Here is a 14,786-nt window from a genome sequence, read left to right as displayed (position 1 = left end):
ATGCCAAGTGCTCGCGGACGTGTTCTGGTTACAGGGGCGGGGGGCTTCGTCGGCCGCCAGGTGCTGGGTCAGCTGCTTGATGCTGGCTGGGATGTACATGCCGTTTATCGTCCAGGAAGTCTACCGGCGGAGGGATGTGAGAACACTCGCATTCATTCGGCGGACTTGCTGGTGCCCGGGGCCGCTGGAGCGTTGTGCAGGGCTGTAAAACCGCAATGCTTATTGCACTTGGCGTGGTGTGCCAAGCCCGGCGGGTACTGGACCTCGCCAGAAAACCTTGGCTGGGTGCGGGCCACTCTGGAGTTGCTCGAGTCTTTCCAGCTTCATGGCGGCGAGCAGGCTGTGCTGGTCGGTAGCTGTGCCGAATATGACTGGAGCGGTGAGGGCATCTGCCAGGAGTATGCAACGCCGCTTAATCCGGCGACTCCTTATGGTCGCTGCAAGAATGCGACTCGCGAGTTGGCCGAGCTATTCGCTCAGCTGCATGGCCTGCCAGTGGCCTGGGCGCGTATTTTCCATGCCTATGGCCCCTTCGAGGCTCCCGGGCGACTGGTCCCGGCGGTGTTGGGAGCATTGCTCAAGGGCGAGCCGGCACGCTGTTCCCATGGCGAGCAATTGCGTGACCTGCTGCATGTGGCGGATGTCGCTGCCGCGCTGGTGCAGTTGATTAATGTGAAGGCCGATGGAGCATTCAATATTGGCGGTGGCCAGCCGATACGCCTGCGCGAGGTCATCGAGTATCTGGCCAGGCAGCTGAACGCAGAGCATTTGGTGCAATTCGGGGTCATCCCGGTTGCGGCTAACGACCCCCCGTTGCTGGTTGCCGACAACCAGCGCCTGCTGGCGACGGGCTGGCAGCCACGGTTCGATCTACACAGTGGTTTGGATGATGCCCTCGCTTGGTGGCGCGGGACAATTTGATACTCGGAAAGGAGCAGGGCGTGAAACTGACAGTCGATACCGATAACAAGAAGCTGATCCTGGAAGAGGGCGGTGCCGTCCGCGAGCTGGATCTCTATACCGACGAGTCCTTCGAGATTCTGTCCCAGCAGTGGGTCAACCTCGGCTGGAACCAGAAGTATCCCTATACCTTCTCCTGGATGGGCCGCCCGGTGATCCAGCTGCCGGAAGACATGATCCGCATCCAGGAAGTGATCTACAGCGTCAAGCCGGATGTGATCGTAGAAACCGGCGTCGCTCACGGTGGCTCACTCATCTATTACGCCAGCCTGTTCAAGGCCATGGGCAAGGGTCGGGTGATCGGTGTGGACATCGAGATCCGCCCGCACAACCGCAAAGCCATCGAAGAGCACGAGCTGTCCAGCTACCTGACCTTGATCGAAGGCAGTTCGGTTGCCGATGATGTCGTAGAGCAGGTCAAGTCGCTGATCAAACCGGGCGAGACCGTACTGGTGATCCTCGACTCCAACCACACCTATGCCCACGTCGCCGAAGAGCTGCGTCTGTACTCGCCGCTGGTAACCAAGGGCTCCTACATCGTTTCCACTGACGGTGTAATGAAAGATGTGAAGGATGTACCGCGAGCTGGCAAGGATTGGGGCGTCGATAACCCCTCCAAGGCTGCGATCGACTTTGCGGCGGGTAACTCCCAGTTCGTGATCGAGCAGCCGACCTGGCCTTTCAACGAGAGTGGCTTGAGCAAGAACATCACCCATTGGCCTGATGCCTGGTTGAAGAAGGTCTGATGTGGCCTGTGAAATTGACGCGTACAGCTCGTTGGCGCGTCAATTTCCTCTGTTTCCTGCCCATGTTGGCAGCTTTGTTTTTGTAAGTTACTGTTTGTAAAGGGATAAAAAAAATCGAAATTCCTTGCTAAAGCCGCCTAAAGTTGCCGCCACTAGCGCCGATAAAATTACCGAATGCGAACTTTATGGGGCGTCTGAGCAATGCAGGCCCGAAGCTCGCAAGCTCAGACAAACTCAGTAGCACGGTCCTTTGGAGGCAATCACCATGGCCCTGACAGTCAACACAAACGTAGCCTCGCTGAACACTCAGCGTAACCTCAACACCTCGTCGTCCAGCCTGAATACCTCGCTGCAGCGCCTGTCGACCGGCTATCGCATCAACAGCGCCAAGGACGATGCCGCTGGTCTGCAGATTTCCAACCGTCTGACCAGCCAGATCAACGGTCTGAACGTCGCTACCCGCAACGCCAACGACGGTATCTCCCTGGCGCAGACCGCTGAAGGCGCGCTGCAGCAGTCCACCGGCATCCTGCAGCGTATGCGTGACCTGGCCCTGCAATCGGCCAACGGCTCCAACGGCGCTAGCGAACGTGCTGCTCTGCAGTCCGAAGTGTCCCAGCTGCAACAAGAGCTGAACCGTATCGCCGATACCACCAGCTTCGGTGGTCGCAAGATCCTCGATGGCACCTTTGGCTCGCAGAGCTTCCAGGTCGGTGCTAACGCCTTCGAAACCATCAGCGTTTCCATCGGTGCCGCTGGTGCTTCGCGCATTGGTGCCAGTCGCTTCAACAGCAGCCTGGCTGACTCCACCAACTCGCAGGATGGTATCGCCGCTTCCACCGTGGCCAACTTTGCTGCCTACACCACCGCATACGGCTACGCTTCCTCGCCGGCTACCAGTGCTGGTCTGACCATCTCCGGCAAGCTGGGTGAGGCCTCGGTTGCTCTTAGCAGTGGTGCCTCCGCTCGTGAACTGGCTGCGGCCGTAAACGGCGCTTCGGGTTCCACTGGCGTTACTGCTACTGCCCGTACTGGGGCTCGTCTGGAGAACTTCACCGGTACCACTACCGATCCAGGCACTGTCAGCTTCACTCTGTACGGCTCGAACAATGCCCAGGAGTCCGACGGCGTGTCGATTTCTGCCAGCATCTCCGATTGGAGCGATCTGTCTTCGGTGGCTGATGAAATCAACAAGGAAACTGGTCGTACTGGCATCTCTGCCAAGATCAATACCGATGGCACCCTGGAAATGACCAGCGAGCGCGGTGACGACATCGTCATCACTAACTGGGCTGCTGAGCTGGAAGACGGTACTGCAGTCGGTGCTGACCTGCAGAGCCTGGCCTTCAATGGCGACAACGGTGTCGATGATGCCGAGGACGCTAGTGATCTGGTTGGCGCGGTAGCTACTCTGGCCGCTGGTGCCGGTGCTGTATCGGTTGGTCAGGTGCGCTTCGAGTCCGCTGATGCCTTCCAGGTCGAGAACTTCGACACCATCGATGGTGGCGTTCAAGCGGACAGCGTGTTCAGCAACCTGGAGGCCGTCGATAGCGTCGACATCAGCACCTCCATCGGTGCGCAGAATGCTCTGGGTATCATCAGCTCCGCGATCTCTAACATCGACAGCCAGCGCGCTCAACTCGGTGCCGTGCAGAACCGCTTTGACAATACCATCGCGAACCTGCAGAACATCTCCGAGAACGCCTCCGCTGCTCGTAGCCGGATTCGTGACACCGACTTTGCTGCCGAAACTTCGGAACTGACCAAGAATCAGATCCTGCAGCAAGCCGGTACCGCAATCCTGGCCCAGGCCAACCAACTGCCGCAGGCTGTACTCAGCCTGCTGCAATAAGGCCAGAAGCGCTAGACTGCGGGGGGAAGGGCTTAGCTCTTCTCCCCGCTACCTCATTGTGAGGAGAATTTTATGGACGTCGGCTCAATCAAGAATTCGCTTAACCCAGGTGTGGCTCCTGCTCTCACTGCGCCAGGCGACAAAGCTGTTGGTGCCCAAGCGGGTGGCGAGGAGCGGGCGGACCGTGCCGCCGCGGCGGAGGCAGATACCGTCTCCCGCGAGCAGGTCGAGTCTGCGGTATCGACTATTCAGGAATTTGTTCAGTCGGTACGTCGTAGCATCAACTTTTCTCTGGAGGACGGTTCCGGCCGGGTGGTGGTCAAGGTCACCGACGCCGATTCCGGCAATGTGATCCGGCAGATTCCTTCCGAGGAGGCTCTCCAGTTGGCTGAGAGTCTGGAGGAGGTACGCAGTCTGTTGTTCAAGGCCGAGGCTTGACGCTAAGCGTTGGCATGGCTTTTGACTGTTAAGCGCTCACAAGGTGTTTAAAGTCATTTTTTTGGCGAGGTGATATATGGCAGGAATCCTGGGCGTTGGATCGGGCATTACCGATATCGACAGCATAGTGACCGCGCTGGTGGCGGCCGAAAAGGCACCAAAGAGCCAGCAGCTAGATCGCCTCGAGACCAAGACCACCTCGCGCTTCTCTGCCTTGGGCTCGCTTAAGGGCTCGCTCAGCTCGTTGCAGACGGCTATCCAGAGCCTCAACAAGGCTTCTGTTTTCGAGAGCCGAACTGCTACTAGCACCAATACCAGTGTGATCACTGCCAAAGCTGGCACGTCTGCAATCGCTGGTAAGTACAGCATGCAAGTGCAGCAACTCGCCACCAGCAGCAAAGTGGGGTTGCAGTCGGTTGCTTCCAGCTCAACCACCTTCAATAGCGGAAAACTGACTATTTCGGCGGGTTCATCCAGCTTCGATGTGAATGTGACCGACGATAACAACACTCTCGCGGGGTTGCGTGACAGTATTAACTCGGCAGGCAAGAGTGCGGGTGTTTCTGCCACTATTGTCTCCGACTCCTCCGGCTCTCGTCTGGTATTGAGCTCCAGCAAGACAGGAGAGGGCAATGACATCAAGGTAGTGGCTACCGAAGATGGCGTGACTAGCGGTACTGCAGCCCTGACCACGCAATCCTTCCAGCCCTCAGTCAGTCTGCAGCTCCCTGCTATCGCCGGTGGCGCAACCACCACCTTCCAGGCTGGTGATCTCTCCATCAATGCTGGCGATGTCAATTTGAATGTGTCCATTCCGGATGGCTTCACGCTTGAAGACGTCCGCGACATGATCAACATCAATGGCAACTCGCAAGGTATCTCTGCAGCCATTCAGACCGACTCTTCGGGGGCTCGGTTGGTGCTGAGCTCTACTAACGGTTCTTCCTTGACGACCAGTGTCACTTCCAGTGGTGGCAGTGTTGGTAGTACGGCATTGACTGCGCTTAATCCGGCTACTGGAGCTGTAGCTACCAGCTCGGGGCCCAACTCGACTAGCGGTGCGGCAGGGGTCATCAGTCAGGCAAAGTCAGCTGTGCTCTTTGTTGATGGATTGAAGGTTGTCAGTGATAGCAACTCGGTAACGACCGCTATCGATGGCGTGACCCTGAATCTGGTGAGTGCTCAGAGTGAGTCCGACATCTTGGCGGGCAAGACTGTAGATATCACCGTTGGGGTCGATAAGGCCACGGTCAAGACCAATCTGCAGAAATTTGTTGATGCCTATAACAGCCTGATGACTACCGTAGGGCAGCTGACGGCAGTGGTCCCCATGGGGGAGGACGAGGCGCCAGTTGCTGGTGCACTGGTTGGCGATGCGACTACTCGTGGGCTTGTGTCAGGGCTGCGCAGCGAACTGGTTAAAATGGCTGGCTCGGGCGGAATTCAGGCATTGGCTCAGCTGGGTATTACCACTCAGAAAGATGGCACGCTGAAGATCGACGACACTACGTTTTCCGCTGCTCTGGATAGTGATTTCGATAAGGTCGCCGAGTATCTGGCAGGTGATAATGGCCTGATGGGGCGTTTGGAAGCGAACGTCAACAATTACCTTAAGAGCGACGGCATCCTCGATCAGCGCACTAAGGCACTTCAAAGCACACTGACTAATATCGATGACCAGCGCGAGGCTCTCGATCTGCGCATCGCGAAGGTTCAGGAGCGCCTGGTGGCCCAATACACCGCCATGGATCAACTGGTCTCTACCCTGCAGAGGACCAGTGAAAGCCTTACCAATCAATTGGCAAGCCTGCCCGGCTTCGTGAAGAAGAGTTCTAGCTAGCTATGAGCAAGAAACCCATCGATACCTACAAGCAGATCAAGACTAGCCAGGAGGTCTCGCCCTATCGTGCGGCTCAGTTGCTGCTTGAGGGGGCTCTGGAGCGCGTGCTACTGGCTCGTCAGGCTCAAGCCGAGGGTAATGTAGAAATCCGCGGCATGGCTGTAGGCACTACCATCACTATTATCGGCGTGCTGCAGTCGAGCTTGGATCATGAGCTTGGGGGGGAGATCGCCGGTAATCTGGATGCGCTCTATGACTACATGGCTCGCCGCCTCGCGGGAGTTGCTCTGGATGACACCCCGCGGAGCCTTGATGAGGTGTACCACCTGCTCTCGCAGATCAAGACGGCTTGGGATGCTATTGGTCCAGAGGTAGAGCCGACAGCCGCTCCCCAAGAGCGATAGCCCTGACTGCTAACTTTCTGCCGTTGCGACACTAAAGCCACCGATGTCATTGCCGATACAGAGAGTGTTCCCAGGCAATACTCAGTGGAGTGATCATGAACGCAATGGCGGCCCTCAGGCAGTATCAAACCGTCAATACCCATGCCCAAGTGAGCGATGCTAGCCCGCACCGGCTAATTCAGATGCTCATGGAGGGCGGCCTCTCACGCCTGGCGCAGGCCAAAGGAGCCATGTTGCATGGCCAGCAAGCGGGTAAAGGCGAGCTGATCAGCAAGGCCATTGGTATTATTGGTGGCCTGCGCGAGAGCTTGGATCTGCAGAAGGGTGGCGAGGTTGCCGCTAACCTGGATCGCCTATACGAGTACATGGTCTCGCGCCTCCTAGAGGCCAACATCAGCAATGACGCAGCATTGATCGACGAAGTGGCGGAGTTGCTGCGCAACGTAAAATCCGGTTGGGATGCTATCAGTCACTGAGCATCTGCGTGTGAAGGGGAAGTACCCATGAGTTCATCCGTCCAGCTTCTTGAGGCCACTGGCAACGCCCTGCGCGATGCGCTCGCACGCCGTGATTGGGCAGCCATCGGCGAGCTCGATATGCAGTGCCGTCAGGCTGTCGATGAGGCTATGGTTGAGGCGGAACGCGACGAAGGTACGCTGCGTGATCGTATGCAGACACTGCTTGATCTCTATCGCGAGTTGGTGATGACCTGTCAGGCGGAACAGCGCCGTCTGGCCGGTGAGCTGGTGCAGCTCAACCAGTCTCAGCAGGGCGCCAAGGTCTACCAGCTGTTCACTTGATGCGTCGCGCGCCTCTTTAGTCCCTCAGGGCCTCTGCACACGCAGTAGAGGCCCGCATGAATCATAGAAAAATTACGCCATAAAATTGACTCTTGTCTGATTTTTGACTTTACTAGTGGCCAATTGCCGTTTCTGCTCGGCGACCTCCTTCTCCAGCCCGCGAGCCAGACCAGAATAAGATGTGGCGTGAAACCAAGATTCTCCTGATTGACGACAATGCCGAGCGCCGCCGTGACCTGGCGGTGATTCTCGGTTTCCTGGGCGAAGACCACCTGGCCTGCGGCAGCAATGACTGGCGTCAGGCGGTCGACAAGCTCGAGTCCAGCCGTGAAGTACTCAACGTTCTGCTCGGCGAGGTTTCTGCCAAGGGCGGTGCTCTGGAGCTGGTCAAGCAGATCAGTGCCTGGGACGAGAACCTGCCGTTGCTGCTGATCGGCGATCCTGTGCCTACCGACTGGGCCGAGGATCTGCGCCGCCGTGTGCTGGCCAGCCTGGAGATGCCGCCCAGCTACAACAAGCTGCTCGACTCGCTGCATCGCGCCCAGGTCTACCGCGAGATGTACGATCAGGCCCGCGAGCGCGGCCGCCAGCGTGAGCCCAACCTGTTCCGCAGCCTGGTCGGCACCAGCCGTGCCATCCACCAGGTTCGCCAGATGATGCAGCAGGTGGCCGACACCGAGGCCAGCGTGCTGATCCTCGGCGAGTCCGGCACTGGCAAGGAAGTAGTCGCGCGCAACCTGCACTATCACTCCAAGCGCCGTGACGCGCCCTTCGTGCCGGTCAACTGCGGCGCGATCCCGGCTGAGTTGCTGGAGAGCGAGCTGTTCGGCCACGAGAAGGGGGCCTTCACCGGCGCCATCACCAGCCGTGCTGGTCGTTTCGAGCTGGCCAACGGCGGCACGCTGTTCCTCGACGAAATCGGCGATATGCCGTTGCCGATGCAGGTCAAGCTGCTGCGCGTGCTGCAGGAGCGCACTTTCGAGCGCGTCGGCAGCAACAAGACCCAGTCGGTGGATGTGCGCATCATTGCTGCCACCCACAAGAATCTGGAGAAGATGATCGAGGAGGGGACCTTCCGCGAAGATCTCTACTATCGCCTCAACGTCTTCCCCATCGAGATGGCGCCGCTGCGTGAGCGTGTCGAGGATATCCCTCTGCTGCTCAATGAGCTGATCTCGCGCATGGAGTTCGAGAAGCGCGGCTCCATTCGCTTCAACTCCGCTGCCATCATGTCGCTGTGCCGTCACGACTGGCCGGGCAACGTGCGTGAGCTGGCCAACCTGGTCGAGCGCATGGCGATCATGCACCCCTACGGCGTGATTGGCGTTGGCGAGCTACCGAAGAAATTCCGTCACGTCGATGACGAGGACGAGCAACTGGCCATCAGCATCCGCGAGGAGCTGGATGAGCGTGCTGTGATTGGTGCGGGTCTGCCGGGCATCTCCAATACCGCGATGCTGCCGCCGGAAGGGTTGGATCTGAAGGATTACCTGGGCAACCTCGAGCAGGGGCTGATCCAGCAGGCGCTGGACGACGCCGGTGGCGTAGTAGCGCGGGCCGCCGAGCGCCTGCGTATCCGCCGTACCACGTTGGTGGAGAAGATGCGCAAGTACGGCATGAGCCGTCGCGACGAGGAGGGCGGTGACGAGGACTGATCCTTCGTTCACCCGCCACAATAAAGCCGGAGCTTTGACGCAAGCTCCGGCTTTATTTTTTAAGTCATTGAAAAATATGAATTAATTTTTAGGCACGGGGATTGCTATGTCTCTCTCGACCGACCGTTTACCGACGGTTCGACAGTTGAGAGAAGAACATGAGCCAAGCCGCCCCGTTGCCCGCCACCCCTGAAGCCGCTGCCGACGCGCCTGTCGAGCAGGCCAGCCGTGCCAGCCTGGAGCAGGCCTTCGCCCTGTTCAATCAGATGTCCACGCAGTTGAGCAGCTCCTACAGCATGCTCGAGGCGCGGGTGAACGAGCTCAAGGGCCAGTTGGCGCTGGTCAGCGCCCAGCGTATGCAGGAGCTGGCGGAGAAGGAGCGTCTGGCCCAGCGCCTGCAGAGCCTGCTCGACCTGCTGCCGGGTGGTGTCATCGTCATCGACGGTCAGGGCGTAGTGCGTGAGGCCAACCCGGTGGCGCGCAGCCTACTCGGACGCCCCCTGGTGGGCATGCTTTGGCGCGAGGTTATCGCGCGCAACTTCGCGCCGCGCGAGGATGACGGTCACGAGATTTCCCTCAAAGATGGGCGCCGCCTGTCTATCGCTACCCGTTCGCTGCAGGGCGAGCCGGGCCAGCTGGTGTTGCTGACCGACCTGACGGAAACCCGTCGCCTGCAGGACCAGCTGGCTCGCCACGAGCGGCTGTCTTCGTTGGGGCGCATGGTTGCCTCGCTGGCTCACCAGATTCGTACGCCGCTGTCTGCTGCTTTGCTCTATGCCAGCCACCTGGCGGAGCAGGAGCTGCCGTTCGAGCAGCAGCAGCGCTTCGCTGGGCGTATCAAGGAGCGCCTGCACGAGCTGGAGCATCAGGTGCGCGACATGCTGGTGTTCGCCCGCGGCGAGCTGCCGCTGCCGGACCGCATTGCGCCAAATGCCTTCTTCGATGCGCTGCGTCGTGCTGCCGAGCCACATGTGCTGGGCATGAGCGTGCGCTGGCAATGCGACGCTCGTCTGGGTGAGCTGCTGTGCAATCGCGACACCTTGGTCGGCACCGTGCTCAACCTGATCGAGAACGCCATCCAGGCCGCTGGCCGGGAGGCGCGTCTGAAGATCCATCTCTATGCGCGCGGCAACAGCCTGCGCCTGTGCGTCAGCGACAACGGCCCGGGTATCGACAAGGCCACCCTAGCTCGCCTCGGTGAGCCTTTCTTCACCACCAAGACCACCGGCACCGGGCTGGGTCTGGCCGTCGTGCAGGCGGTAGTGCGCGCCCACCAGGGCGAAGTGAATTTGCGTTCGAGTGTCGGTCGCGGCACCTGCGCCACCCTCGTACTGCCGCTGATCAACGCGGCACAACCGAATATTCAGGAGTAAGCCATGACCGCCAAGGTTCTGCTGGTCGAAGACGACCGTGCGCTGCGCGAGGCCCTCGCCGATACCCTGCTGCTGGGCGGCCATGATTTCCGCGCCGTGGAGTGTGCCGAGGATGCCGTCGAGGCGCTGGCTGAGGAGGCCTTCAGCCTGGTGATCAGCGACGTCAACATGCCGGGCATGGACGGCCATCAGCTGCTCGGCCTGATCCGCAGTCGTTACCCACAACTGCCGGTGCTGCTGATGACGGCATACGGCGCCGTCGAGCGCGCCGTCGATGCGATTCGCCAGGGCGCAGCCGATTACCTAGTCAAGCCCTTCGAGCCGCGCACGCTGCTCGAACTGGTGGCTCGCCATGCCTTGGGGCGGTTGAGTGCGAGCGAAAGCGACGGCCCTGTGGCCAGCGAGCCTGCCAGTCGCCAACTGCTGGAGTTGGCGGCGCGGGTGGCGAAGAGCGATTCCACCGTGCTGATCTCCGGCGAGTCCGGTACCGGCAAGGAAGTGCTGGCGCGCTATATCCATCAGCAATCCACGCGTGCGGACGGTCCGTTCATCGCTATCAACTGCGCGGCGATTCCGGACAACATGCTCGAAGCCACGCTGTTCGGGCATGAGAAGGGCGCGTTCACCGGCGCCATCGCTGCCCAGCCAGGCAAGTTCGAGCTGGCCGATCGCGGCACCATCCTGCTCGATGAAATCTCCGAGATGCCGCTGGGCCTGCAGGCCAAGCTGCTTCGTGTGTTGCAGGAGCGCGAGGTGGAGCGCGTTGGCGCGCGCAAGCCGATCAGCCTGGACATCCGCGTGCTGGCCACTACCAACCGCGATCTGGCCAGCGAAGTGGCCGCCGGGCGTTTCCGCGAAGACCTCTACTATCGCCTGTCGGTGTTTCCGCTGGCCTGGCGTTCCCTGCGGGAGCGGCCTGCCGACATTCTGCCGCTAGCGGAGCGCTTGCTGGCCAAGCACGTCAAAAAAATGAATCACGCAGCCGTGCAGCTTTCGCCGCAGGCCAGTGCTGCTCTGGTGGCCCATGCCTGGCCGGGCAATGTGCGTGAGCTGGACAACGCCATCCAGCGCGCGCTCATCCTCCAGCAGGGCGGCCTGATCCAGCCGCATGACCTGTGCCTGACCGCGCCTATCGGCATGGCGCCGATGCCGGCCATTCCGGTCGTGAGCCTGGTGGCTTCCACGCCGACGGTCAGCCATCCTGTCAGCGGGGCGCTGCCGGTCGAGGAGGCGTTCGCCGCGGCGGACAATGCTGGCGCACTGGGCGAAGACCTGCGGCGCCGCGAGTTCCAGATGATCATCGATACCCTGCGGGCCGAGCGCGGCCGGCGCAAGGAGGCTGCCGAGCGCCTCGGCATCAGCCCGCGGACCCTGCGCTACAAGCTGGCCCAGATGCGCGACGCCGGCATGGACGTAGAGGCTTATCTCTACGCCAGCTAAGCGCCGCCGCAGGTCTTTCCCGAACCCTCTCTTGGCCCGCCTCGTGCGGGCCTTCTTTTTTGGCACTGTGCTTGCACATACCCCTGCAAAGGCCGCGTAGCGTCAAAAAACTGCGGCTGTTGGAGGAAAGGGTCATGAGCCAGGGTGTCGAATTCAATCGCCTGATGTTGGAAATGCGCTCCATGCAGATGGAGGCCATGGCCAAGCAGAAGCCTGCCGTCAGCGCGCCGGAGCCCGGTGCGCCGAGCTTCTCGGAGATGCTCGGGCAGGCGGTGAACAAGGTGAGCGAGACCCAGCAGGCCTCCAGCCAGCTGGCTACTGCCTTCGAGATGGAGCAGGGCGGCGTCGACATCACCGACGTGATGATCGCCTCGCAGAAAGCCAGCGTTTCCTTCCAGGCCATGACCCAGGTGCGTAACAAGCTGGTTCAGGCCTATCAAGACATCATGCAGATGCCGGTTTAACAGGGCGGATTTGAAACATGGCTGAAGCTGTCGCTGCAAACGTACCCGCCACCACCGGCGCCGACGAACCGAAGAAGCCGCTGCTCGGGCTGGCATTCCTGGAGAATCTCTCGGAAATGTCCATGCTGCGTCAGATCGGCCTGCTGGTCGGCCTGGCTGCCAGCGTGGCCATCGGCTTCGCCGTCGTGCTCTGGTCGCAACAGCCGGACTACAAGCCGCTGCTGGGCAACCTGGCGGGTATGGACAGCAATCAGGTGATGGACGTGCTGAATGCCGCCGACATCACCTACACCGTCGAGCCGAACTCCGGTGCGCTGCTGGTCAAGTCCGAAGACCTCGGCCGCGCGCGCATGAAGCTGGCCGCCGCTGGCGTGGCGCCGAGCGACGGCAACGTCGGCTTCGAGATTCTCGACCAGGAGCAGAGTCTGGGCACCAGCCAGTTCATGGAGGCCACTCGCTATCGCCGTGGCCTGGAAGGCGAGCTGGCACGCACCATCTCCAGCCTGAACAACGTCAAGGGTGCCCGCGTGCACCTGGCCATCCCGAAGAGCTCGGTGTTCGTTCGTGATGAGCGCAAGCCCACCGCGTCCGTACTGGTCGAGCTGTACCCGGGCCGCACCCTTGAGCCGAGCCAGGTGATGGCCATCGTCAACCTGGTGGCGACCTCTGTGCCGGAGCTGACCAAGTCCCAGGTCACCGTCGTCGACCAGAAGGGCAACCTGCTGTCTGACCAGCAGGAGCTGTCCGAGCTGACCATGGCTGGCAAGCAGTTCGATTACACCCGCCGCATGGAAACCCTGTTCACCCAGCGTGTGCACAACATCCTGCAGCCTGTGCTGGGCAGCGGCCGCTACAAGGCTGAGGTGTCCGCCGATGTCGACTTCAGCTCGGTGGAGTCCACCTCTGAGATGTTCAACCCCGACCAGCCGGCGCTGCGCAGCGAGCAGCAGGTCAACGAACAGCGCTCCAGCAGCCTGCCGCCGCAGGGCGTGCCGGGCGCGCTGAGCAACCAGCCGCCGGGCGCCGCCAGTGCGCCGGAGCAGGCCGCTGCCGCTCCGGCTCCGGCCGGCCCGGTCGCCGCCGGCCAGCCGCTGCTGGATGCTAATGGCGCGCAGATCATGGACCCTGCCACCGGCCAGCCGATGCTGGCGCCGTATCCGGCGGACAAGCGCGAGCAGTCCACCCGCAACTTCGAGCTGGACCGCTCGATCAGCCACACCAAGCAGCAGCAGGGCCGCCTCAAGCGCCTGTCGGTCGCCGTGGTGCTGGATGACAAGGTCAACATCAACGCCGAGACCGGCGAGGTCACCCGCGCGCCGTGGGGCGCCGATGACCTGGCCCGCTTCACCCGTCTGGTACAGGACTCGGTGGGCTTCGATGCCAGTCGCGGCGACAGCGTCAGCGTGATCAACGCGCCGTTCTCCGTCGAGACCGGCGAGGAAAACATCGAAATTCCGTTCTATTCGCAACCTTGGTTCTGGGACATCGTCAAACAGGTACTGGGCGTGCTGTTCATCCTGGTTCTGGTGTTCGGCGTGCTGCGTCCGGTGCTGAACAACATCACCAACCCGGCTCGCGCCGGCGGTGCCGAGGGTGGCGATGGCGACGTGGAGCTGGGCGACATGGGTGGCCTGGAAGGTGAGCTGTCCTCTGATCGCGTGAGCCTGGGCGGACCGCAGAGCATCCTGCTGCCCAGCCCCTCCGAGGGGTATGATGCACAACTGAACGCCATCAAGAGTCTGGTGGCGGAAGATCCGGGTCGCGTGGCCCAGGTAGTCAAAGATTGGATCAACGCCGATGAGTGACAATCGCACCGCCGTCAAGCTGAACAAGGTCGACAAGGCCGCCATCCTTCTGCTGTCCCTCGGCGAGACCGATGCCGCGCAGGTGCTGCGCCATCTCGGGCCGAAGGAAGTGCAGAAGGTAGGCGTGGCCATGGCTGGCATGCGCAACGTGCAGCGCGAGCAGGTCGAGCAGGTGATGGGCGAGTTCGTCGAGATCGTCGGCGACCAGACCAGCCTGGGCGTCGGCTCCGATGCCTACATCCGCAAGATGCTCACCGCCGCGTTGGGCGAGGACAAGGCCGGCAACCTGATCGACCGCATCCTGCTCGGCGGCAGCACCAGCGGCCTGGACAGCCTGAAGTGGATGGAGCCGCGCGCCGTGGCCGACGTGATCCGCTACGAGCACCCGCAGATCCAGGCCATCGTGGTCGCCTACCTCGACCCGGACCAGGCCGGCGAGGTGCTCAGCCACTTCGATCACAAGGTGCGCCTGGACATCATCCTGCGCGTTTCCTCGCTGAACACCGTGCAGCCGGCGGCGCTCAAGGAGCTCAACCAGATCCTCGAGAAGCAGTTCTCCGGCAGTGCCAACACCACCCGCGCCAACCTGGGCGGCGTGAAGCGCGCGGCGGACATCATGAACTTCCTCGACAGTTCGGTGGAGGGCCAGCTGATGGACTCCATCCGCGAAGTGGACGAGGACCTGTCCAGCCAGATCGAGGACCTGATGTTCGTCTTCGACAACCTGGCCGATGTCGATGACCGTGGCATCCAGGCGCTGATGCGCGAGGTGTCCTCGGACATCCTGGTGCTCGCGCTCAAGGGCGCCGACGACGGCATCAAGGAAAAGGTGTTCAAGAACATGTCCAAGCGTGCCGCCGAGCTGCTGCGCGACGACCTGGAGGCCAAGGGCCCGGTGCGCGTCAGCGAAGTCGAGACGGCGCAGAAGGAAATCCTCACCATCGCCCGGCGTATGGCCGAGTCCGGCGAGATCGTCCTCGGTGGCGCCGGCGGCGAGGCGATGATCTAA

The 14,786-nt window shown here is 61.2% G+C and carries 14 protein-coding genes; all 14 read left to right on the top strand.

The annotated features are described in order from the left end of the window. Nucleotides 1-921: an NAD-dependent epimerase/dehydratase family protein gene (locus PTT45_RS13925; RefSeq protein WP_273813949.1), complete on the top strand. Its 921-nt coding sequence runs from the start codon at nt 1-3 to the stop codon at nt 919-921. 20 nt (nt 922-941) lie between these two features. Further along, nucleotides 942-1,706 (top strand): cephalosporin hydroxylase family protein, encoded by a 765-nt coding sequence (locus PTT45_RS13920; RefSeq protein ID WP_273813947.1) that lies wholly within the window; start codon nt 942-944, stop codon nt 1,704-1,706. A gap of 265 nt (nt 1,707-1,971) precedes the next feature. Next, nucleotides 1,972-3,558, top strand: coding sequence for a flagellin N-terminal helical domain-containing protein (locus tag PTT45_RS22385; protein WP_443218181.1), 1,587 nt, complete (start codon nt 1,972-1,974; stop codon nt 3,556-3,558). Nucleotides 3,559-3,630: 72 nt separating this feature from the next. Next, a complete protein-coding gene (locus PTT45_RS13905; RefSeq protein ID WP_273813946.1) occupies nt 3,631-3,996 on the top strand; it encodes a flagellar protein FlaG in 366 nt (121 codons plus the stop codon). Nucleotides 3,997-4,072: 76 nt separating this feature from the next. Then, nucleotides 4,073-5,836 (top strand): flagellar filament capping protein FliD, encoded by a 1,764-nt coding sequence (gene fliD, locus PTT45_RS13900; RefSeq protein ID WP_273813944.1) that lies wholly within the window; start codon nt 4,073-4,075, stop codon nt 5,834-5,836. A gap of 2 nt (nt 5,837-5,838) precedes the next feature. Beyond that, complete coding sequence (gene fliS, locus PTT45_RS13895; RefSeq protein WP_273813942.1) at nt 5,839-6,240, top strand: flagellar export chaperone FliS; 402 nt, start codon at nt 5,839-5,841, stop codon at nt 6,238-6,240. 95 nt (nt 6,241-6,335) lie between these two features. After that, nucleotides 6,336-6,716, top strand: coding sequence for a flagellar export chaperone FliS (fliS, locus tag PTT45_RS13890; RefSeq protein WP_273813940.1), 381 nt, complete (start codon nt 6,336-6,338; stop codon nt 6,714-6,716). Between the two features lie 27 nt (nt 6,717-6,743). Next, the gene (gene fliT, locus PTT45_RS13885; protein ID WP_273813939.1) at nt 6,744-7,040 is read left to right on the top strand and encodes a flagellar protein FliT; all 297 of its coding nucleotides are present in this window, start codon (nt 6,744-6,746) and stop codon (nt 7,038-7,040) included. 179 nt (nt 7,041-7,219) lie between these two features. Further along, nucleotides 7,220-8,695, top strand: coding sequence for a sigma-54 dependent transcriptional regulator (locus PTT45_RS13880; RefSeq protein WP_273813937.1), 1,476 nt, complete (start codon nt 7,220-7,222; stop codon nt 8,693-8,695). 158 nt (nt 8,696-8,853) lie between these two features. Further along, nucleotides 8,854-10,068 carry a sensor histidine kinase gene (locus PTT45_RS13875; RefSeq protein WP_273813936.1) on the top strand — a complete coding sequence of 405 codons (1,215 nt, stop codon included), beginning with the start codon at nt 8,854-8,856 and terminating at the stop codon, nt 10,066-10,068. Nucleotides 10,069-10,071: 3 nt separating this feature from the next. After that, the gene (fleR, locus tag PTT45_RS13870) at nt 10,072-11,508 is read left to right on the top strand and encodes a sigma-54-dependent response regulator transcription factor FleR (protein ID WP_273813934.1); all 1,437 of its coding nucleotides are present in this window, start codon (nt 10,072-10,074) and stop codon (nt 11,506-11,508) included. Nucleotides 11,509-11,642: 134 nt separating this feature from the next. Continuing rightward, nucleotides 11,643-11,972, top strand: coding sequence for a flagellar hook-basal body complex protein FliE (gene fliE, locus PTT45_RS13865; protein ID WP_273813932.1), 330 nt, complete (start codon nt 11,643-11,645; stop codon nt 11,970-11,972). A gap of 17 nt (nt 11,973-11,989) precedes the next feature. Beyond that, complete coding sequence (gene fliF, locus PTT45_RS13860; protein WP_273813931.1) at nt 11,990-13,777, top strand: flagellar basal-body MS-ring/collar protein FliF; 1,788 nt, start codon at nt 11,990-11,992, stop codon at nt 13,775-13,777. Next, complete coding sequence (fliG, locus tag PTT45_RS13855; protein WP_273813930.1) at nt 13,770-14,786, top strand: flagellar motor switch protein FliG; 1,017 nt, start codon at nt 13,770-13,772, stop codon at nt 14,784-14,786. Before fliF ends, fliG begins: the two co-directional genes overlap by 8 nt.

The organism is Pseudomonas sp. Gutcm_11s (assembly GCF_028649395.1).
Taxonomy (GTDB): domain Bacteria; phylum Pseudomonadota; class Gammaproteobacteria; order Pseudomonadales; family Pseudomonadaceae; genus Aquipseudomonas.
This window is presented reverse-complemented; position numbering and strand designations above follow the sequence as displayed.

Bases quoted from the DNA above. Each gene is read 5' to 3' on its own strand.
- PTT45_RS13925 (WP_273813949.1), top strand. From the start codon at position 1: ATGCCAAGTGCTCGCGGACGTGTTCTGGTTACAGGGGCGGGGGGCTTC.
- PTT45_RS22385 (WP_443218181.1), top strand. From the start codon at position 1,972: ATGGCCCTGACAGTCAACACAAACGTAGCCTCGCTGAACACTCAGCGT.
- PTT45_RS13905 (WP_273813946.1), top strand. From the start codon at position 3,631: ATGGACGTCGGCTCAATCAAGAATTCGCTTAACCCAGGTGTGGCTCCT.
- fliD (WP_273813944.1), top strand. From the start codon at position 4,073: ATGGCAGGAATCCTGGGCGTTGGATCGGGCATTACCGATATCGACAGC.
- fliS (WP_273813942.1), top strand. From the start codon at position 5,839: ATGAGCAAGAAACCCATCGATACCTACAAGCAGATCAAGACTAGCCAG.
- fliS (WP_273813940.1), top strand. From the start codon at position 6,336: ATGAACGCAATGGCGGCCCTCAGGCAGTATCAAACCGTCAATACCCAT.
- fliT (WP_273813939.1), top strand. From the start codon at position 6,744: ATGAGTTCATCCGTCCAGCTTCTTGAGGCCACTGGCAACGCCCTGCGC.
- PTT45_RS13880 (WP_273813937.1), top strand. From the start codon at position 7,220: ATGTGGCGTGAAACCAAGATTCTCCTGATTGACGACAATGCCGAGCGC.
- PTT45_RS13875 (WP_273813936.1), top strand. From the start codon at position 8,854: ATGAGCCAAGCCGCCCCGTTGCCCGCCACCCCTGAAGCCGCTGCCGAC.
- fleR (WP_273813934.1), top strand. From the start codon at position 10,072: ATGACCGCCAAGGTTCTGCTGGTCGAAGACGACCGTGCGCTGCGCGAG.
- fliE (WP_273813932.1), top strand. From the start codon at position 11,643: ATGAGCCAGGGTGTCGAATTCAATCGCCTGATGTTGGAAATGCGCTCC.
- fliF (WP_273813931.1), top strand. From the start codon at position 11,990: ATGGCTGAAGCTGTCGCTGCAAACGTACCCGCCACCACCGGCGCCGAC.
- fliG (WP_273813930.1), top strand. From the start codon at position 13,770: ATGAGTGACAATCGCACCGCCGTCAAGCTGAACAAGGTCGACAAGGCC.